The organism is Algoriphagus faecimaris (assembly GCF_900101705.1).
In the GTDB taxonomy this organism is placed as follows: domain Bacteria; phylum Bacteroidota; class Bacteroidia; order Cytophagales; family Cyclobacteriaceae; genus Algoriphagus; species Algoriphagus faecimaris.
Map to the genome: position 1 here is coordinate 41,609 of NZ_FNAC01000012.1, position 20,845 is coordinate 62,453.

The 20,845-nt window shown below is 41.5% G+C and carries 18 protein-coding genes; 7 read left to right on the forward strand and 11 right to left on the reverse strand.

Annotation, left to right across the window (positions count from 1 at the left end):
- Positions 1-92: 92 nt before the first annotated feature.
- A complete protein-coding gene (locus tag BLQ57_RS08170) occupies positions 93-455 on the forward strand; it encodes a BlaI/MecI/CopY family transcriptional regulator (protein ID WP_087938879.1) in 363 nt (120 codons plus the stop codon).
- A complete protein-coding gene (locus BLQ57_RS08175) occupies positions 455-2,431 on the forward strand; it encodes a M56 family metallopeptidase (protein WP_087938878.1) in 1,977 nt (658 codons plus the stop codon). The genes BLQ57_RS08170 and BLQ57_RS08175 overlap by 1 nt, the downstream gene beginning before the upstream one ends.
- Before the next feature lie 28 nt (positions 2,432-2,459).
- Here the strand turns inward: BLQ57_RS08175 and BLQ57_RS08180 are convergent, their stop codons facing one another.
- Positions 2,460-3,578, reverse strand: a complete 1,119-nt coding sequence (locus BLQ57_RS08180; protein ID WP_087938877.1) for a glycosyltransferase family protein — start codon at positions 3,576-3,578, stop codon at positions 2,460-2,462.
- Entirely contained in the window at positions 3,575-4,444 is an 870-nt protein-coding gene (locus BLQ57_RS08185) for a UDP-2,3-diacylglucosamine diphosphatase (protein ID WP_087938876.1), read from the reverse strand. Before BLQ57_RS08185 ends, BLQ57_RS08180 begins: the two co-directional genes overlap by 4 nt.
- 246 nt (positions 4,445-4,690) lie before the next feature.
- Here BLQ57_RS08185 and BLQ57_RS08190 point away from each other — a divergent pair, with 246 nt between their 5' ends.
- A complete protein-coding gene (locus BLQ57_RS08190; protein ID WP_087938875.1) occupies positions 4,691-7,165 on the forward strand; it encodes a S9 family peptidase in 2,475 nt (824 codons plus the stop codon).
- 150 nt (positions 7,166-7,315) lie between these two features.
- On the opposite strand, the gene BLQ57_RS08195 is transcribed toward BLQ57_RS08190, so the two are convergent.
- The 3 genes from BLQ57_RS08195 to BLQ57_RS08205 form a co-directional block, all read right to left on the reverse strand.
- A complete protein-coding gene (locus BLQ57_RS08195) occupies positions 7,316-7,669 on the reverse strand; it encodes a hypothetical protein (RefSeq protein WP_087938874.1) in 354 nt (117 codons plus the stop codon).
- 330 nt (positions 7,670-7,999) lie between these two features.
- Positions 8,000-9,343, reverse strand: a complete 1,344-nt coding sequence (locus tag BLQ57_RS08200) for a sensor histidine kinase (RefSeq protein WP_087938873.1) — start codon at positions 9,341-9,343, stop codon at positions 8,000-8,002.
- Positions 9,333-10,715, reverse strand: coding sequence for a sigma-54-dependent transcriptional regulator (locus BLQ57_RS08205; protein ID WP_087938872.1), 1,383 nt, complete (start codon positions 10,713-10,715; stop codon positions 9,333-9,335). Before BLQ57_RS08205 ends, BLQ57_RS08200 begins: the two co-directional genes overlap by 11 nt.
- 197 nt (positions 10,716-10,912) lie before the next feature.
- On the opposite strand from BLQ57_RS08205, the gene BLQ57_RS08210 reads away from it, so the two are divergent.
- Entirely contained in the window at positions 10,913-11,341 is a 429-nt protein-coding gene (locus tag BLQ57_RS08210) for an FKBP-type peptidyl-prolyl cis-trans isomerase (protein ID WP_087938915.1), read from the forward strand.
- Between the two features lie 78 nt (positions 11,342-11,419).
- Here BLQ57_RS08210 and BLQ57_RS08215 read toward each other — a convergent pair whose 3' ends face one another.
- The 4 genes from BLQ57_RS08215 to rsfS all read right to left on the reverse strand — a co-directional run bounded on the left by BLQ57_RS08215 (position 11,420) and on the right by rsfS (position 15,600).
- Positions 11,420-12,250, reverse strand: coding sequence for a hypothetical protein (locus BLQ57_RS08215; protein WP_087938871.1), 831 nt, complete (start codon positions 12,248-12,250; stop codon positions 11,420-11,422).
- Positions 12,247-13,023 (reverse strand): UDP-2,3-diacylglucosamine diphosphatase, encoded by a 777-nt coding sequence (locus BLQ57_RS08220; RefSeq protein ID WP_087938870.1) that lies wholly within the window; start codon positions 13,021-13,023, stop codon positions 12,247-12,249. The genes BLQ57_RS08215 and BLQ57_RS08220 overlap by 4 nt, the downstream gene beginning before the upstream one ends.
- Before the next feature lie 63 nt (positions 13,024-13,086).
- Positions 13,087-15,189 carry an ATP-dependent zinc metalloprotease FtsH gene (gene ftsH, locus BLQ57_RS08225; RefSeq protein WP_087938869.1) on the reverse strand — a complete coding sequence of 701 codons (2,103 nt, stop codon included), beginning with the start codon at positions 15,187-15,189 and terminating at the stop codon, positions 13,087-13,089.
- A gap of 63 nt (positions 15,190-15,252) precedes the next feature.
- The gene (gene rsfS, locus BLQ57_RS08230; protein ID WP_087938868.1) at positions 15,253-15,600 is read right to left on the reverse strand and encodes a ribosome silencing factor; all 348 of its coding nucleotides are present in this window, start codon (positions 15,598-15,600) and stop codon (positions 15,253-15,255) included.
- A 63-nt stretch (positions 15,601-15,663) separates the two neighbouring features.
- Between rsfS and BLQ57_RS08235 the strand changes: the two genes are divergently transcribed.
- Positions 15,664-16,428: a biotin--[acetyl-CoA-carboxylase] ligase gene (locus tag BLQ57_RS08235; RefSeq protein ID WP_087938867.1), complete on the forward strand. Its 765-nt coding sequence runs from the start codon at positions 15,664-15,666 to the stop codon at positions 16,426-16,428.
- Between the two features lie 81 nt (positions 16,429-16,509).
- Complete coding sequence (gene ahcY, locus BLQ57_RS08240) at positions 16,510-17,829, forward strand: adenosylhomocysteinase (RefSeq protein ID WP_087938866.1); 1,320 nt, start codon at positions 16,510-16,512, stop codon at positions 17,827-17,829.
- 76 nt (positions 17,830-17,905) lie between these two features.
- Here the strand turns inward: ahcY and BLQ57_RS08245 are convergent, their stop codons facing one another.
- Positions 17,906-18,700 (reverse strand): hypothetical protein, encoded by a 795-nt coding sequence (locus BLQ57_RS08245; protein ID WP_139162694.1) that lies wholly within the window; start codon positions 18,698-18,700, stop codon positions 17,906-17,908.
- A 100-nt stretch (positions 18,701-18,800) separates the two neighbouring features.
- Here BLQ57_RS08245 and BLQ57_RS08250 point away from each other — a divergent pair, with 100 nt between their 5' ends.
- Complete coding sequence (locus BLQ57_RS08250; protein WP_087938864.1) at positions 18,801-19,673, forward strand: SDR family oxidoreductase; 873 nt, start codon at positions 18,801-18,803, stop codon at positions 19,671-19,673.
- 42 nt (positions 19,674-19,715) lie between these two features.
- Here BLQ57_RS08250 and BLQ57_RS08255 read toward each other — a convergent pair whose 3' ends face one another.
- On the reverse strand, positions 19,716-20,795 hold the full coding sequence (locus BLQ57_RS08255; RefSeq protein ID WP_087938863.1) for a PAS domain-containing protein: 1,080 nt from the start codon (positions 20,793-20,795) through the stop codon (positions 19,716-19,718).
- Between the last annotated feature and the right edge of the window lie 50 nt (positions 20,796-20,845).

Below are 20,845 nucleotides of genomic sequence, written 5' to 3' on the forward strand. Positions count from 1 at the left end.
TCTAATTAAATGAATTAGGTTTTTTAACACTTCTACATTTGTAGAATTAAAAAAGTGTTCTACATTTGTAGAGAATAAAAACAACTTTCACCATGCTTTCTAAATCCGAGGAAGAATTAATGAATTACTTATGGAAGCTCAAAAGAGCCTTTATGAAGGATCTTTTGGATTTGTATCCAGAGCCAAAACCTGCCCCGACGACGGTTTCTACCCTTTTGAAGCGGATGCAAGAAAAGAATTTTGTGGGATATAAGGCCGTGAAAAATATGCGAGAATACTTCCCTTTGGTAAGTAAAGAGCAATATTTCTCCAAGCAGCTCAAGGGTATGATCAAGACTTTCTTTGATGATTCTCCTGCTCAATTCGCTTCTTTTTTTACTCAAAAAACAGAAATGTCAGCAAGTGAACTGAAGCAACTCAAAGCCTTAATTGACGATCAATTAAATAAGAAATAATGGAATACCTACTCAAATCCATCGCTTGCTTGTTGTTGTTTTTACTGGTTCATCGCCTCTTTTTACAGCAGGAAGTTTTACATCGCTTCAATCGCTTTTTTCTATTAGCGGCGGTAATTTTGTCTTTTTTGATTCCACTCAATCAAATCGAGATTTCTTCTCCCAAACCTCTGCAACTAGGAAAAGAAGAGTTTTCCCAACTCGGAAATTTCCCTGTAAATGAAGAATATCTTCCAACAGAAATTGGACTCAGCAGTAAATCGGAAGTCTCATCTAATTGGAATTGGTCTGAGCTTGGTTTTGGGATTTATATTTTGGTTTCAATCGTCTTTTTGATTCGCTTTTTGAGAAATTTTCAGGTTTTACGATCAAAAATCCGCTCTAACATCCACATTAACTATCGAGGTCAGCTATTGGTGCTACTTCCAGAGGATACCCTTCCCTATTCCTTTTTGAAATACATTTTTGTTTCAAAAGAAGGCTTCGAACGTGAGGGTATATCAGATGCTGTATTTGAGCATGAGCGGGTCCATGTGGTTGAGAAACACAGTTGGGATCTGATTTTTGTGGAGCTCCTATTGATACCATTTTGGTTTCACCCAGGACTTTATTGGTTAAGACATGCCATCCGACTCAATCATGAATTTATCGCCGATCGATCTGCTATTCAGCGCACTGAAATCACTGACTATCAATATGAATTAATCCGCTTGGCCCAGACTGGGACTCCTTCTGCCTTGGTCAGCAACTTGAATTATTCCCTTACCAAAAAACGCATTCAGATGATGACTAAGAGAAGTAAGCCGATGCAAGTGGCTTGGAAATTCCTAGCAGTAATCCCGATTTTGGGGTTGATTTATTATGGGTTTAGTGAAAAGGTGATAGCTCAAAATGAAGCCAATCAAACTAAGAATAGTTTAGAAGGTGTGTCGTATACGCTGGTTTATCAATCTTTACTTCAGAATATGACTAAGGCTAAGTACTACAGCCTAACCAAATTTATCCTCAAATATCCTGACGGAGAACTGGTGGAAAGTAAGTACGATGAGCTTCCCGAAAATCTACAAAATGGACTTCCTGATGCACCGGGAGCCATGGAGCCCAAGGCACCAACAGCTGAGCAATTTGAAAGCTGGAAAAATGAGAAAGAATTTGCACTTTGGCTCGATGGAAAGGTGATTCCCAATTCAAAATTAAACGAGATTTCTCGAGATGAAATCGTGCATTACTTTTCCAGTTTTGTGCATAACAATGCCCGATCTAAGCGTTTTCCTCAGAATTACCAAGTGCAATTGTATAGGGAAGAGGCTTTTGAAAATAGTTTTGGAGAGTATTCAGACTTGAGAGTCAAGCCGCTTCGCGGAACAGTGACCATACCCGTCGATGAACCCAAAAATCAAAGCTTCTCCGTCAATACGAACCCTGTTTCTCTTTATCAAAAGGAGCTAAAAGCCTACCATCAACAACTCAATTCAGGTGTTCACTTCATCGATAAACCAAAAACAGACCAAGAGGAGTTGATGGAGGAGTTTTTGGATCTCGGTGGGAAGTTTTTTCGCTTGCGCGTTGAAGATAAAAAGCTTACAGAGAGGCCGACTCATCCCTTTGCTCCCTACATCCGCTTGAAAAAGGGGGACGAATTTTATTTTAAGCTAAAAGAAGATCTTACTGAGGAGGAAAGACAACAATTGCCCCCACCACCGCCTCCAGCTCACGAGGCTTCCCAAACTCAAGACCGAACTACTGCTGGACTTTTGGATATTTATCGAAAGATGCTGCTGGCCTACGAGTTCAAAAAAAATGAATTGCAGCACAGCCTGATCGAAAACTCACCCAAAAGAGCTTCCTTTTTCGAAGAGTTCATCAAAGTTCAGAATGCCTATTTGGCATTAGATCATGAGGAGAAAAAACAAATAAAGGCTCCATCTCCACCTTCGATGCCTTCTCGCACGGCAAAGGGTTTGGAGGACTGTTGATTTTATTTTTCAGCAGAAAAACAAGGGGTTAAGAAAAACTCCATTGGGTTGTTGAAAATGCCTCCTGATCCATTGGTTCAGCAAGTAAGTTTTCCAAAACTTGATCCCAAGTACTGACCCAATTATGAAATTCTTTTGATCGGTCCTCATTTTCTAAGGAAGCCATTTCCAATCTTGAAAAATCAAAGTGAGATGCGGTTTTTCCGATTTTGGAATGAAATACCTCAAGCGCATTGCATGCCTGCTCGTATTGACCTGCGACAGGGATGACTAAGATAGGTTTGCCCAGATACATGGCCTCACATACTGATTCAAATCCAGCTGTACAGATCAAACCCCGACATGCCGCCATGTCCTCGAGGAAACCTTTGTCATTGACTCGATGAAAAGTCAAGTTGGGTAAGGGCTGTTCTGTTTCCGCTGCTCCTTTTTTGTCCCAATAGGCCTTAACCTTTATTTTTGGATGGTTTTTAGCATAGTCGATCACTTCCTGACCATAGCCAGGATTTACCATGTAAGCTAGGTAGAAATCTCCAGGGCTTGCTCTAAGATTTTTTACTTCCTGTCGAAGTAGGGGAGGAACTACCCTTACCTTTGAGTTTTTGTGACAAGGAGGTAAAAAGGACAGGGCCAAATATTCCTTTGCGCCCCAAGAGGTAAAATGGGTATTGAGCTGAAAAAGAAACTTCTCTAGAGGCCGGTTGGGTGCAAACCAAAAATCGGGATGTTTGGTCATGTATTGATGGCCTATAACCCAAAATTTTGCTTTTGGGCGATATATAAGCTGATAAAGTCCTCCAAGTAAATCATAAAAATTTAAAATGATATCTGGCCGGCTTTCTTTTACAACTTGATCTATGGTTTGCAGACTTTTTCTAAAAACACCCAGTTTCAGGCAGTTTTTTCGTATGGTTTTGCCCAATTGAATTTTTTTATCAGAGGCATCACATTCAAAATTGGGACTGTCCACCAATCGGATAGGAGCTTTTATCTCCTTTTCAAAAAATGCTGGTATTTCTCTGCGCTTGCTTTTTCCGACTAGGACCCCTGATAGTTCATGCCCCTTCTCTCGAAGTAGCTGAGAAAATGAAATCGCTTGGGTCAAATGCCCACGACCTTCGCCCTGTACGATGAATAAGAATTTCATAGCTTTCGGAAAGCAGGGGGATTTAGCTCATCGTCTGAGGCATCAAAAGAAACCTGCTTTAAAGGGATTACAGGACTTTCTTCTCCTGCGAAGAAACTACTGACCCGAAGATCCCGGATAGATTTAAAGTCGATTTCATTGTAATAGATCAGTTGCCAGTTGCCCTCATGATCCTCGGCTAAGGCCGACATGGTTTCTACCCAGTCTCCAGAGTTCATGTATTCCACCCCGTCGATGATTCGTTTTTCGGCTTTGTGAATATGTCCGCAAATAATGCCATCACAACCTTTTGCTTTTGCCATTTTAGCCAGCTCTGTTTCGTATTGATCGATGTAGGAGACAGCAGATTTGACTTTGCCCTTGACATATTGGGAAAGCGAAAAGTAGGGTAGTCCACGCTTGAAACGGTAGTGATTGACGATACGATTCAGCCAAAGTAAAAAGGTGTAGCCCACATCTCCTAGGTAGGCTATCCAGCGTAGATTGGTAGTAATACTATCGAAAATATCGCCATGTGTGATAAAGTATTTTTTTCCGGCGCTTTCATAAATCATATCAGTCTGAATAGAAAGATTACCGATTTGAAGGGGTAAAATCTGATCTAAAAAATCATCATGATTTCCCCTAAGGTAGAAGACTTTTGTCTTTTGATTGTCGATCATTTTGATCACTCGGTTAAAAAAACGGGTATGTTTTCTCTTCCAAGTTCCGGACTTTTTGAGCTGCCAGCCGTCGATAATGTCCCCGTTGAGGATCAGGTTTTCACAGTGATACAGCTTTAGGAAACGGACGATTTCCTTGGATTTTGATCCCTTTGTTCCGAGATGAATGTCGGAGACGATGATGGTTTTGAAATGTGTCTTCAACCTGATTTGTTTTGGTTGAAAGGTAGGGTGCCGATTTAAATATTTGATGTTTAGTTTGTTAAGTATTTGCTAACAATTCCAAATTTTGTTTGGCATTTGTGAAGATGATGTTAAGCAGATGTGAAAATCCCGACGAAGGGCTAAAAAGCAAGGTTTTTTGCGTAGAATTTGATTTTTACGCGAGCGGTAAAGCTTCTTTTTTACTTGGGCTATAGTTTAGATGCTTGAATATAAACTCTTAAGAATATGCAGAGAATAATTGGTGTGATTACACTCTTTTTTGCATTGACGATTGTGAATGCACAAGAGTCGGTGTACAAAGGGAATTATGAGTTGGCGGCTAGATTTTCGCCAGAAAAAGTAAGAAAAATGATCTTTTCGACCAGTGTAAGCCCCCATTGGATGAAAAAGTCTGATCGTTTTTGGTACGAATATGAGACGAGTGATGGTAAGAATTGGTATGTGGTCGATCCTGTCCGAAAGACAAAAAGCGAATTATTTGATCGAGACAAATTAGCGGCTGAAATCACTAAGGCAGTCAAAGACCCTTTTGATGGACAGCATTTGAAGTTGGATGACATGAAGCTGATGGATGATGAAAATACCATCCGCTTCAAAGTGAAAAGTACAGCTGATGTCATCAAGTCGGATTGGGAAGAAATCAAGGAAAAGAATAAAAATGCGAAAGACTCCCTAGAGAAAAAAGTGCATACTTTTCTTTGGAATATTGCTACGCAGACTTTGACTGAAATCGAAACGGAGAAAGGTCCTAAGCGGCTCTCTTGGGCTAATATTGCTCCTGACTCTTCAAAAGTGGTCTACTCCAAAAACTTTAACCTATACTGGATGGATAAAGAAAACTTTTTGAAGGCGGTAAAGGATGAAAAGGATTCTACCATCGTGGAGAATCAGTTGACTGAGGATGGAGAAAAGGATTACGAGTACGGCTGGGGAGGCCGGGGAGATGATAATGTGCAGGAAGAAAAGAAAAAGGATGACCGAAAGCGGGTAGGGGTTCTTTGGAGCTCAGATTCCAAGCAATTTGTGCTTACACGTACCGATCAGCGTGAAGTAAAAGATCTGTGGGTCATTCATAATACACGCAACCCGCGTCCTACTTTGGAAACGTATAAGTATGCTATGCCGGGAGAAAAAGAGCAGCCTCAGACTGAGTTGCTTCATTTTTCTTTTGAGAAAATGGAGTTGAATAAGCTCCCGATTTCCACCTTCAAGGATCAGACGATTTCTCTATGGTCTACGACTCCAGCTGCAAATACTCGAGACGATGATTTTCGTCCGGCTATTTGGTTAGGAGATTTGAATGAGTTCTATTTTGCGATTACCAGTCGAGATTTGAAGCGAGTGGATGTGGTCAGATGGAATATAGCTACCAATGAAAAGGAAGTAGTCATAGAAGAGCGATCCAATACCTACATTGATTTTACCAAGCTGGAACTGGTCGGTAATGACCTGATCTGGTGGTCTGAGCGAGATGGTTGGGGTCACCTCTACCTATACGGTAAAGATGGTACGATGAAGCGCCAATTGACCTCAGGACCTTTTCATGTGGGTGGTGTAGCACGAGTGGATGAACGCAATCGCAAAGTCTATTTTGTGGCCAATGGGAGAGAAAAAGAGGAAGACCCTTATTACGAGCATTTGTACAGTGTGAGTATGGATGGAGGAGCCATTAGCCTGCTGAATGCCGGTGATTATAATCATGACATTGACATCAACGACAATGCCTCTTTCTTTGTCGAAACCTACTCTAGAGTAAATACTACACCTGTTTCGGTACTTCGGGATAGAAATGGGAATAAGGTGATGGATTTGGAAACAGCAGATTTGAGCCGGCTTTTTGCCGCAGGCTATCAGTTTCCTGAGCCATTCAAGTTTAAGGCAGATGATGGCATCACCGATCTCTATGGGGTGATGTATAAGCCCTTTGATTTTGATTCGACCAGAAAATATCCGCTGGTCCAGTACGTATACCCTGGTCCTCAGACGGAGGCAGTAAATAAGGCCTTTGGAAGATCGTTTGACCGAACAGATCGTTTGGCGCAGTTTGGTTTTGTAGTTGTCACTTTGGGTAACCGTGGAGGACATCCTGCACGATCCAAGTGGTATCATAACTATGGATACGGCAACCTCAGAGATTATGGTTTGGCAGATAAGAAAGCTGCAGTGGATCAGTTGGCAGATCGACACTCCTTCATTGATCGAAACAAAGTGGGGATTCATGGACACTCCGGAGGTGGATTTATGTCCACTGCGGCCATGCTAGTGTACCCTGAGGTGTTCAAAGTAGCTGTTTCCTCTGCGGGAAATCATGAAAACAACATTTATAACCGTTGGTGGTCAGAGAAGCATCACGGCGTACAGGAACGTATTTCTCCAAAGGGAGACACTACTTTTGTCTACCAAATCGAAAAGAATCCGGATTTGGCCAAAAATCTAAAAGGACACCTGATGCTATCGACTGGAGATGTAGACAACAATGTGCACCCCGCAGGTACCCTTCGAATGGCTGATGCTTTGATCAAAGCAGGCAAGCGATTTGAATTGGTTGTCTTACCAGGTCAGCGGCATGGATATGGTCCAATGGCTGAGTATTTCTTCTGGAAAATGGGAGATTACTTTGTTCGTCACTTGTTGGGAGACAATACGCCACCACCTGTGGATATGGTCGAAATGCAGCGGGATAAACCCCAGGATAAGTAAGTTTATTATTGGAATCGAAACGAGAACAAAAAGTAAGACCTTTGATTCTGGAAAATCCAGAATCAAAGGTCTTTTTATGTTATAGAAGGGTCAACAGAGGGGGATTTTCCTGCCCTCCTTCGTGGAGGAATTCATGGTAAAGAAGCCCAGCTACTTGAACTCCTTTATCCGAAGGGTGTAATGGATGGAATCCTCAAATTTCTTAATCGGCATGGTGCTTTGAGTTTCTGGAAAACGGTAAATGGGCATTTCAGCCGTTGGGGATGGCCTGGGTGTAGCGGACATTTCTCGATCCAAAAAAGGAGTTTTTGGGATGAAAACACTTGCCGAATCCAATAAAAAAGAGTCCTTTTTGCCAAAATCCAAATCGCTGAGACGATCTTTCAGTGGTGGGATGAATTTTTTTAAATCTTCAATACTAAGTTTTTTTTCTTCCCGCTCTTGAGCAAATCCGAATAGTATTACTCCAAAAGTCAACACCAGAACGCTGATTAGATACTTCATAGGTTGATTGGATTATTAAGGATAACTCCTCATTAAACGGAAGGTGTTTGGCAATGGTTACTCAAAATAAGTAGGATCTGCTCATTAGAATTCGTTTTCCTGTTAAAATTTCTTTAGCCAAATGATTCGTGTCTTTCCAGGAATGCAATTCAAGATGACCCCAACATCGAGATTGGCCACCTAGGAGGAGCTTTTTAAGTAAAGGGAAAAAAACTATCTGAATGGCATCCCAAGCCTGGGAAAGGAAAAGATAGCAGACTTACCGGTTGAAGGTTTATTTTTGAAATAGGGTAAGACCTAGTCTCAGGCTATTTAATGATTCACAGGTTTTTACCCATTAAAGATAAGTTTAAAAGTCGTCCCTTCACCCAAAGTTGACTTGACTTGTATATTGCCTTTGTGGCGGCGCATAATCTGCTTGGACAGACTGAGGCCGATACCTGAGCCTTTTTTCTTAGTAGTAAAGAAAGGGATGAAAATTTTACCGAGCGCTTCCTCTTCTATTCCTTTTCCGGTATCACATACCTCGATAATGATTTTACCGGCTTCATCGATATAGGCACGCAATCGGATGATTTTTTTATCAGAATCTTCTACTGCCTGAATGGCATTCTGCGTCAAATTGATCAGGACCTGCTCGATCTGTGTCTGATCGCCAAAGAGGATCAACTCCTCCGGTTCTAGCTCTCGGATAACTTGGATACTTTCGGACTCTATTTGATGCTGAAGCAAAACCTCCAACTGCTCAAAAAGACTGGAAATTCGAATACTGGTAAATTTAGGTGCAGGAATATGTGCCAAACTCCTGAAATCTGAGACAAAGCTGATCAATCCCTCGCTTCGCTTTTCGATGGTGCTGATTCCCATCATGCAGTCCTCCATATCAGAAGGGCTGAGGGGTTCGTTATGCTCCATTCTATCTTCGATTTCACCTTTGAGCGTACCCGCCAATGAGGAAATCGGAGCAATGGAGTTCATGATTTCGTGGGTAAGGATTTTGACGAGATTTTGCCAAGCTTCCATCTCTTTTTCTTCCAGTTCTGATTGAATATTTTGGAGTGAGACGAGTTTGAATTTTTCACCCCGCATCAGCAGCTCGATGACATAGACAGAGAGCTGCATGATTCCGTCGGGATGTGCTATTTTGATCAGTTCGCTTCCTCCGGTTCTCAGGTTTTGAATGGCTAAGTGAAGCTCTTTATTGATGTTTTCGATCTCAGAGATATTTTTCAGATCATCTACGTTGAGGATTCGTTTGGCAGCCACATTAAAGATCTGGATTTCACCATTTTCACCATAGGTCAGTAGGCCTATGCTCAAGTGCTTGAAGACAGATCGGAAGTACTGATAATTGGCTTCTTTTTCGGCTTGGTCTTCTTTTAGTTTGGCCAGAATGGCATTAAACTCAATGTGTAGGTCATCTGTCTCCGTGCCGTCAAATTTTACAGGATAGACCTGTGTGTAGTTGTCTTGTTTGATATTGTCCAGAAAGGTGCGGACTTTTTTGAAGGAGCTTTCGGAAAAGCGAACCAAAAGAATAATCTGAAAAATCACTAAAATGATGAAAAGGGAAGTCATAAAGACTCCCCATTCATCAAGCATGGTGTAGGATAAAAAGAAAAGTGTAACAGCTAGTAGGACGATGCGTCCAAGCAAGCCAACCTTATAATCCATATTTTTCTAATCTGCGATAAAGAGAAGCTCTTGTCAACCCAAGTTCTTTAGCTGCTTTCGAAATATTGCCTCCATTTTTGTCAATCGCCCGCTGAATGGTGCTTCGCTCCATATCATCTAAATTGAGTGTATTGCTGGCAGGGGCTTTTTCTGAAGCCGGCTTGGCTGAGAGAAAGAAGAAGTCTCTTGAATCAAGCTCGTCGCCTTCTGCCATAATGATGGCCCGCTCAATAGCATGCTGTAGCTCTCGGATGTTTCCTGGCCAAGGATATCGCTGTAGCAGTTCCATGGCGGTAGCTCGGAAGCCCTTGAAGTTTTTCCTGTATTTTTGAGCGTATTGTTTTAGAAAGTGATTGGCCAAATTAGGGATATCATCCTGACGCTCTCTCAGTGGAGGAAGGAAGATCTCCACTGTATTGATCCTGTAGAGCAAATCTTGACGAAAGGTGTTTTCCATGACCATTTCATGCACATGCATATTGGTAGCGCAGATTAATCTGATGTCTACCGGAATGGCCTTATTGGTTCCGATTCGGGTGACTTCTCTTCTTTGGAGGACAGTGAGTAGTTTGGATTGAAGAGGCATGGAAAGGTTTCCTATTTCATCCAGAAATAAGGTCCCTTTGTCTGCGATTTCAAAGCGCCCGGCTCGGTCATCTTTGGCATCGGTAAAAGCGCCCCGCTTATGTCCAAATAGCTCTGATTCAAAAAGCGTTTCGGTGATAGCCCCCATATCCACACCCACAAATATTTCATCTTTGCGAAGCGAGCGCTCATGAATGGCCCGAGCGATGAGCTCTTTTCCGGTTCCGTTTTCTCCAAGGATTAAAATATTTGCATCTGTCTGAGCTACCTTGTCAATGATGGAAAAGATATTTTTCATCGAGGCGGAATTTCCGATGATATCTGTGTAGGGCTTTTTCAGATCAGATTGTAGCTGCTTCTGCTTTTTCTGAAGCTTGTCCACCTCGTTGTAGCTTTCTTTAAGTTTGATCGCTGCCGAAAGTGTGGCGAGAAGTTTTTCATTTTGCCAGGGCTTGAGGATAAAATCAGTGGCACCTTCTTTTAATGCCTGAACTGCCATTTCTACATCCCCAAATGCTGTAATTAAAATCACTACTGCCTTGGGGTCTATTTCTTTGATTTGGTTTAGCCAATAAAAGCCCTCCTTTCCGGAAGTCGTGTCCTCACGGAAATTCATGTCCAAAAGGATCACGTCGTAATTATTATTGTTGATCAAAAAGGGAATTCTTCGGGGATCCTTTTCGATCATGACTTCTTTTGCATGTTTTTTTAACAGCATTTTAGCGGCAAAGAGCAAGTCTTCATTATCATCTATGATGAGGATTTTTCCTAAATCTTGATTTTCCATTACAGTAGGGTTACGCTAGCATTGTTGGGAAAATTATGCCAAGTCCAATTTAAGGCAAATTAGGCATCTTTAGGAAAAAAAATGTCCGAATTTGTACGATTTTATATCATTACCGAACAAAAAAGCGGACAGTTTGCTGATTTTCAAGCCCCACTTATAATTTGTATCTTTGTGCTTTAATCAAAAAAAGAATAATTATCATGCAAGCAAAAAAAGGTGATAACGTACAAGTACACTACACAGGGAAATTGGAAGACGGGAGCGTATTTGACTCTTCTGTACAGCGAGAACCGCTAGGATTTACCTTAGGTGGTGGGCAGATGATTCAAGGATTTGACACGGCCGTTCATGGAATGGTTGTTGGTGATAAAAAGACAGTAACCATCCCCGCAGCCGAGGCTTATGGAGAGCGTAGAGATGATATGATGATCGATGTGCCTTTGACTCAGGTGCCTGAAAATATCAAGCCTGAAATCGGAATGCAATTAACTCTTCAGGGAGGTAACGGACAGCCTATGCCGGTGACCGTCACCAACATGGACGAAGAGAAAATTACCTTAGATGCAAACCATCAATTGGCTGGGAAAGATTTGATTTTTGACATTGAGTTAGTGAAAATCGGATAATTTCTCGCATCAAAATTGCGAAAGCTTGATTTGGAATTTTCCGAATCAGGCTTTTTTTAGGATTGATTTTTTTTGTTGCTAGTTTAATTTTTTCAAGGCTTCGGGAATCAAAAATAGCTCAATTCTATCCGGGTAAACGAGTGCCATTCTTTCTTGACCTAATTGGATTTCTTTTGCATTTCTCCCTTTTAAATCTAGAATCACTTCAGTCTTGCCAGTGGGTAAATGATAGAACCATACCTCCTGACCTTCTACCCAAAGTAATCTATCCTTGAAGTAGCAAATTCTATCAAAAGAGGGTAGGGAGAGTGTTTCTAATAGGTTAGCTTGATTGTCAAAAATAAAAACACCTGAACTCCGAGTATTCATAAAAAGACGATTCTTTATCTCCCTGAGTTCTACTACTACAAGTTGTTCTTGATTGAGTATCAAATTGAGGGGTTGCTGATCGAGAATAGCTTTACGGCGATAGTCCATCCTTTTGAGACTGAAGTCGGATTCATCCCAGATCCAAATTATATTGGCATTGCCCAAAGTAGAAGCTTTGGCCAAATTGACCTCTGGAAAAGGATACCTTCCCTCTGAGACGGGGTTTAGAAAGCGGTCCAAAATTCGAAATTCCTGGCGATCTTCCGAGAAAGTGAAGACCGTCACAGTCCACGCTGCTTCTAGCTGCTGCAGTCGGCCTTGCTGAAGAGGTGAGAAATAATTGATTTGATCTCCGTTTTCATCAAATAAATAAAGATCCCCTTGGGCATTGGAAAGGTAAAGCTGATCCCTAGTGTCAAAGGACAGAAGATCACTATCTGAAACCGTGATCGTGGCGATAGGTGAGGAGTGTAGGACGTCTTGAGCGGAACCCTTGAATAGGATACTGAAAAGGAGAATTAAGATGCCAATTCTTTTCATTCTTGGAATGTTTTCAAGGAGGCTTTTTCACCATCAAAAACCAAATAGGTAAACTGTGTGACCCATTCTCCCAAGTTGAAATAAGTGGCATTTTCTCCTACAGCAAGCTCCAAAGGAAGATGTCGGTGACCGAAAACATAATAATCATGATGTGTCCTTGTTTCCAGTTCCTTGGCATACTGCCAAAGCCATTCTCCCTCTCCTAGGAAGCGACCTTCATCCTTCTGAAGGTTGGTGATCCGGCTACTTCCGGACCAGGCCTTAGCTAGCCTGACTCCCAGGTCAGGATGCAGCCATCGGAATGCCCATTGCGCCACCGAATTGGTAAAAACTTTTTTCAGCAATTTATAGGACTGATCTCCCGGGCCTAATCCATCACCATGGCCCACAAGAAATTGTTTGTGTTCTACTCTAAGCTCAATGGGATGATGATATACCGGAATGCCCAATTCCTCTGTAAAGTAATTCTTCATCCATAAATCATGGTTTCCTGTAAAAAAAAGGATGGGGATTTGCTTTGCTCTAAGGTCGTGGATTTTAGAAATAAATGGGATGAATCCTTTGGGGATGACCTCTTTGTATTCAAACCAAAAATCGAAAATATCACCAACCAACAGAATAGCAGCTGCTTCGTCTTCAATTTGATTGAGCCAACGTATGATTTTTTGCTCTCTTTTTTTGCTTTCTTCTGTATTGGGAGCGCCAAGATGAAAGTCTGAGGCAAAAAATATTTTTTTTCCGTTTAAGGGAAAGCTATGGCTGGAGATAGTCATACGGCGAATTCAAAGACTCTACAAAAATAAAAAAGCCCTGAAGACTCAGGGCTTTTTCTTTACTTATTTTTCCGTTTTAGTTTCTGACTCCACGGCGGGAGTTACTTCTTCTTCCTTTTCAGGCTCGGATGAAGACTCCGTTTTTGATTCTGTTTCGGCTGCTACTTCTTCCTTGACCTCAGCTGCTGCCTCAGGTAGTACTTTATCTTTCTTATTTGTAAATGCTTGATAGGTAGTTTCCTTTTCAAAAGGTCGCTTTCCGATCAATTTTTCCAAATCAGACTGGAATAGGATTTCCTTTTCCAGAAGTTCCTTGGCCAATATTTCCAACTCTCCTTTTCTCTCTTTCAAAAGCTCCAAGGTACGCTTGTAGGCAAAGTCGATCAATTTATGCACTTCCTGATCGATCATTTCACCAGTTGCTTCAGAATAAGGTTTAGTCATTTTATATCCGTCACTCTTACTTTCGTAGAACGAAATGTTTCCGAGCTTTTCATTCATTCCATAGACAGAAACCATGGAGTAGGCCATCTTGGTGATTCTCTCCAGATCTGAAAGGGCTCCAGTGGATATTTTTCCGAAGATGATTTCCTCAGCCGCTCTCCCTCCTAAGGTCATGCACATTTCATCAATCAACTGCTCTGTTTGATAAAGAAACTGCTCTTTGGGCAAGTACTGGGCATAGCCCAAAGCCGCCACGCCTCTAGGGACGATGCTGACTTTGACCAATGGGTCTGCGTGCTCAAGGAACCAACCTGCTACTGCGTGACCGGCTTCATGGTAAGCGACAATTTTCTTTTCCTCAGGAGAAATAATCTTATTTTTCTTCTCAAGACCACCGATTACACGATCTACTGCGTCTTGGAAGTCCTGCATATCGACTGCAGTTTTATTTCTTCTTGCTGCAATCAGTGCGGCTTCATTACATACGTTGGCGATCTCTGCTCCGGCAAAGCCTGGTGTTTGAGCTGCCAATTTTTTAGGATCAATATCTTCCGCGATTTTGATAGGCTTCAGGTGAACTTTGAAGATCGCCTCTCTACCAACTATATCTGGCTTGTCAATAGAAATCTGTCTATCAAATCGTCCCGGTCGCAAAAGCGCACTATCCAAGACATCCGGTCTGTTGGTGGCTGCTAGTACGATTACTCCTGTGTCCGTACCAAAACCATCCATTTCTACTAGCAAGGAGTTAAGTGTGTTTTCGCGTTCGTCGTTAGAACCTGGCATTTGTCCTTTTCCACGAGATCGCCCGATGGCGTCGATTTCATCGATGAAGATGATACAAGGTGCTTTTTCTTTGGCTTGCTTAAACAAATCTCTGACTCTTGCTGCACCTACACCAACAAACATCTCGACAAAGTCTGAACCTGAAAGTGTAAAGAAAGGCACCCCTGCTTCACCTGCCACAGCTTTGGCGAGAAGAGTCTTTCCTGTACCTGGAGGGCCAACCAATAGGGCACCTTTCGGGATTTTTCCTCCTAGTTTGGTGAATTTGGATGGGTTCTTTAAGAATTCAACAATTTCTTGAATTTCTTCTTTGGCCTCATCTAGACCTGCTACATTGTCAAATGTGATTTTGACTTTATTTTCTGCATCAAAGAGTTGAGCTTTTGACTTTCCTACATTGAATATCTGTCCTCCAGGACCTGATGGGCCGGCCATTCTTCTCATCATAAACCAGAAGAATACAAAAAGGAGGATTAAGAACCCAAAACTTCCAAACCAACTGCTCCAGTTTTCCTCTGTGCTCACAGAGTATCCTATGCGTTGATCTGATTCTCGTTGTTCTTCTAATGCGTCAAAATCCGTTGCAAATTTATCTGAAGAGGCTACCTGAAGCGAATAATGAGGTCCGTTAGGATTAAAAAAATTGGAGTTAGACTCCAATTCTGCTTTGTATTTTTCCTTAGAAAGAGCTGCTGGACTGAGTGTGACATCGACACGATCCATGTTTTTGACAATCATTACCTTGGCTACATCGCCGTTGGTATACATGTCTTCAAATCGTTTTTGTGTGATATCTACCGTTGCCCCTCGCTGCTGAATCCATGTGAGTCCGATCAAAACCGCAACAGCCGCTACAATTAACCAAAGTTGAAAACCGGGCTTTTGAGGTGGTTTTGGGACAAATTTCTTGCTTTTATTTTTAGTGTTCTCGCTCATTGATCTTTGATAATTCTATAAACTTATGTTGAAACGGTTAGCGTGGGCGAAAGTTTGTGGAAATTAATTTACTCGCTCCATTTTGGCATCTCCCCAGAGTTCTTCCAAACCGTAAAATTGTCTTTTATCTTTTAAGAAAATATGGGCTACCACATCGAAATAATCCATGAGGATCCATTGTTTTCCATTTTTCCCTTCTTTTTTAAAGGGTAGGGATTGGCCTGCTTTGATCACCTGCTCTTCGATTGAGTCTGAAATAGATTCCATTTGGGTGTCAGAGGTGCCAGAACAAATAACAAAAAAATCAGAAACAGAATTTTTTATATTTCTCAGGTCCATTACTACGATGTCGGAGGCCTTTTTTTCCTCCATTCCTTTTACAATGATTTTGCTCAGCTCTTCTGCTGTCATATTATTCTTTTAATTTTGCAATGCTTTGGTAAAGCTAACCGCTAATAGGCAAACCGAAAACATATGTATAAAATTCTTGCCAATACCATTTTTTTAGGAAAAGATATACATTTCCTGTCAGACTGTCATTCAAGTAATGACATCGCCCTCCAATTAGTCAGAGAAAAACGAGCCAAGGAAGGCACTATCGTTATCTGTGCAAACCAAATCAAAGGGAAAGGGCAGCGGGGCAATTCCTGGGAATCGGAGTCTGGTAAAAACCTAACGTTTTCTCTTATCCTTCAGCCTGATTTTTTGGATGTTACTGAGCAGTTTTATTTAAATATGGCAATTTCTGTTGCGGTTAGAAGAGTTTTGTCAGATTATTTGCCAGATATTCAAGTCAAATGGCCCAATGATTTCGTGATTAGAGGTTTTGGTAAAATAGGAGGCATTTTGATTGAAAATTCTCTTGGATATAAATCATGGGAATATGCCATTGTGGGAATTGGGTTGAATATCAATCAGCAAGCTTTTTCTACAGCAGGGGCCACCTCACTTCGTTTAATGACAGGTTCTTCCTTTGATCTTGAGGAGCTTTTTAGACTGATTATCACTCAAATTGAGCAGGTATATATCCGATTAAAACAAGCTGCTTTCGCTTTGATCAAAAAGGAATACTTGAGCTACTTGTATTTATGGGAAGAATGGGAAACTTTTGAGACTCGAAGCGGTTTGTTAAAAGGGAAAATATCAGGATTAGATCCTCTTGGTAGGCTTGAACTGAGGCTAGAAAATAATGAGCTTCAAAGCTTTGATTTTAAGGAGATTCGATTTCCTAGGATTTAAATGGAATTTTAGATTCCAAAATTTAAACGGTACCTTTGCCCGAGTTTTTGAAAAACGATTTTATCAAATAATATAATTCATATGTCAGAAATTAAATCTGAAAAATTCATTCCGTACAAAGTAAAGGATATCTCACTTGCCGAGTGGGGAAGAAAAGAAATCAAACTTGCAGAAGCAGAAATGCCTGGATTGATGGCCTTGAGAGAGGAGTTTGGGGCTACTCAGCCGCTTAAAGGTGCTAGAATTGCAGGATGCTTACACATGACGATTCAAACAGCCGTTTTGATCGAAACGCTTGCAGCATTAGGGGCTGAGGTGACTTGGTCATCTTGTAATATTTTTTCTACTCAGGATCATGCTGCTGCGGCTATTGCTGCTGCCGGGATTCCTGTATATGCCTGGAAGGGCATGACAGCAGAAGAATTTGACTGGTGTATCGAGCAGACTTTGTTTTTCGGAGAAGACCGTCAGCCGCTTAATATGATTTTGGATGATGGAGGAGATTTGACCAACATGGTTTTGGATAACTATCCTGAGTTGGTCAAAGGTATCCGAGGACTTTCCGAAGAGACTACTACTGGTGTACACAGGCTGTATGAGCGCATGAAAAATGGCACTTTGCCTATGCCTGCCATCAATGTAAATGACTCTGTGACTAAGTCGAAATTTGACAACAAATACGGCTGTAAAGAGTCTCTGGTAGATGCTATCCGTAGAGCTACCGATGTAATGATGGCTGGTAAAGTAGCGGTTGTAGCTGGATATGGTGATGTAGGAAAAGGATCTGCCGCATCCTTGAGAGGAGCAGGCGCTAGAGTGATCGTCACAGAGATCGATCCTATTTGTGCCCTTCAGGCAGCGATGGACGGTTTTGCGGTGAAAAAGATGGTCGATGCCGTAAAAGAGGCAGATATCGTCGTGACAGCGACCGGAAACAAAGACATCATTTCAGGTGAGCATTTCAAAGCGATGAAAGATAAGACCATCGTTTGTAACATCGGACACTTTGATAATGAGATTGATATGGCTTGGTTGAATAAAAACTACGGTCATACCAAAAATGTAATCAAGCCTCAGGTGGATTTGTATGATCTTGACGGAAAAGAGTTGATTCTTTTGGCAGAAGGAAGACTGGTTAATTTGGGTTGTGCCACAGGTCATCCATCTTTTGTGATGTCTAATTCTTTCACGAATCAGACTTTGGCTCAGTTGGAGCTTTGGGAGAAGCATGAAGAATATCAGCCGGGAGTTTACGTACTTCCTAAGCATCTTGACGAGAAAGTAGCGGCTCTTCATCTTTCTAAATTGGGGGTTGAATTGGATACCCTTTCTGAGGATCAAGCGAAATATATTGGAGTAGAAGTGCAGGGTCCATTTAAGCCTGAGTACTACAGATACTAATTCATCACAATTTTGACTATTTTAAAAAGCCCCGTAGCAATTCGGGGCTTTTTTGTTGATTAAACTTAAGTAGATATTAGTTGATGAGTCTGAGCCTTCTTCCATCGGGAAGCTGTGCAAAAGCCTGCACACTACATTCGCTTTCTTTTTCGAAAGAAATCCTATAGCTCACTTCGGAGGACTCTCCTCTTCCTACCCACCAGGTTTCGATTCCTGCCATAGGTAAAATTTGATCTTGAGCATAACAGCGGAGCTCAGTGAATTTAGGAGTAGCTATGTTTAACCGGAGCGTTCTTCCTGCTGGATTCCTTCCTGTTAGGTTTCCACTACTTGTAATAGACTGTGGGATGAATGAGTTGCGTTTGATCTGATGGGTGAATTCACCTGATATAGTAAAACCTAGATTTTGCTCTGATTCCAACCTTAAGTTTTCAAAAGTTTCTGTAAAGTTAGAAAGGGTAGACTGGGTAAATTCCCGGATTCCTTGTAGCTGGTAAGATTCAAAGGAATAATTTTCATAGTAGAACAGTTTTCTGACGAGCCCAGATTGATTGGAAAAATCAATTAAAATTTTTCCTTTTCTGGAATGATTAGGCTCTCCCTCACAGTCTCCTCTTTCATCGTAATTTAAAAGAACCTGCTGTAAATTCAGATCAAGTTCAATGAGTGGGCATCCCGGTAAATTTTCCGAGCTTAGATTTCGAAAATCACTAAAACTGAAGGATGCCAATGGAGTGGTTTCTCCAAGGACTGATGAAACATCAAAAAGCTGTAGAGCTTCATCAGGCAGGTTGGTTTGAATGATACGGTCGGTATCATCTTGACAGGCCAAACATAAACCAATCAATAGAAATACGAGAAGATGTTTCAAAGATTTCATGATACTGTCAAAAAGAGTAATTACCAGTTTTAAATTGCTTTCAATTACCAGGCCGTATCCTTAACTTGTCCTAAATCAAACCAAATATAATATGATTTTGAAGGAAGGTATGCTGAAAGCTGGTGCCCTGAAAGGCAAAACTATTTTGATAACCGGTGGTGGTACTGGTCTCGGTAAATCCATGGGCCTTTACTTTTTAGAGTTGGGGGCCAACTTGGTCATTACTTCACGTAAACTGGATGTATTGAAACAATCGGCCGATGAGATGATGCAGGCCAAGGGAGGTGAGGTATTAGCACTTGCCTGCGATGTAAGGTCAATAGAAGAAGTCGAAAAGATGTGGGCAGATGCCAATGCAAAATTTGGTCAGATTGATGTGGTTCTTAATAATGCTGCAGGAAATTTCATCAGTCCTACCGAAAGACTTTCGACTAATGCATTTAATACTGTTTTGGATATTGTATTGAAAGGAACCTCCCAGGTGACACTGACAGCAGGAAAGGATTGGATTGCCAAAAAACAAGCTGGGACTTTCCTCAATATTGTGACTACCTACGCTTGGACTGGCTCTGGATACGTCGTTCCTTCTGCTGCTGCAAAAGCTGGTGTTTTGGCAATGACAAGAAGTTTGGCTGTGGAGTGGGCTAAATACGGGATTCGTTCCAATGCCATTGCTCCGGGTCCTTTTCCTACCGAAGGAGCATGGTCTAGGCTTCTGCCGGGAGATCTGGTCAAAAAGTTTGACCCGGCTAAAAAAGTCCCTGTGGGTCGAGTAGGAGAGCATCAGGAGTTGGCAAATATTGCCGCTTATTTGGTGTCGGATTATTCTTCCTTTGTCAATGGAGAAGTGATCACTATCGATGGAGGAGAATGGCTCAAGGGAGCAGGAGAGTTTAACAATCTGGATCAGATACCAGATGAAATGTGGGATATGCTAGAAGCGAGTAGAGGAAAAAAAGCATGAGCCCCAGCCTGATTTGGGGCTACATCAAAGCAAAGTGGAAAATCAGGAATCTTTAATTGAGAGGCTATGGGAGTCGTCGTCTTCGGCGGCTTCTTTTTCGAGTGATTTATGGTGTTGAACAGACTCTTTGATGCTTTTCTTAAGAGCAATATCGAGTTCTTTGGTCTCCTTTTGGATGATTTCGACGATTCGTTTAGATTCTACGGACTGTTGTTCTATGTCCAAAATATCGAGTAGACCTAGGATATTTGCCACTCTTGAGCGAAGCGTATGCGATTGTTTATAAGCAAGTTCTTTAAGGAAAAAGTGATGTTCTTTTAGCCATAACTGCTGCTTTTTCCGATCGGAAATATCGATGATCAAGCCTAGTACGCGATAGGGTTTACCCTCAGGTGACCACTGAATAGTTTTGCCAAAACCAACCACCCAAATGGTCTGATTCTGTCTGTTAATCATCCTAAACTCTTTTTTGAAGGGGAGGTTTCCAGAGGTTTTAAAGTGATGAACCAAGTCAATCATCAGCTGAGAATAATCTTCTGAATGTATATGCTGCTGCCAGGGGATTTCACCTTTTGCCTCAATCTCTCTTTCCTTATACCCTAGTGAAAGCGCTAGTCCCGAGCTGATAGCATTTTTTTTACTGAAAGGATCAAAATCCCAAAATCCTATCAGTTTGTTGTCCAAAAGACTCTCCAGAAGTTCATTGGAGTTGTCAGATTGATCTATAAATTCACCTAAACCTATGTCATAAGGTTTTTTGACCTCGAGCGGATGCCCGATTCCCAAGCAGGTGCCAAACTCTTCCGAGATGAAATAAAACTCCCATTTGGTCAATACACTTGAACCGCTCCCGTAATTAATCTTCCGAAGATCTACTAGGAAGGATTGCTGGTGATTTTTCCAAGCTTTTAATCGGTTATTTTCATATTTTACCCAATCAGACGAGATAAAACAATCTGAGAAGTGCATATCAACCACTTTCTTTTCAAAGAGGGAAGGAACTGGGCCGATACCTGAATCAGAAGACAGTACTTTCCCTTCCTTATCCAGTGTGACCTGCATAAAGTATTCTGAATTGATAGCCAATTGGGCTAAGATTTCCAGAGACTTTTTATTAACCATGAGGTAAAAGTAAGTGATTCTAAAATCAATTTATTTAAAAAGCATTAATA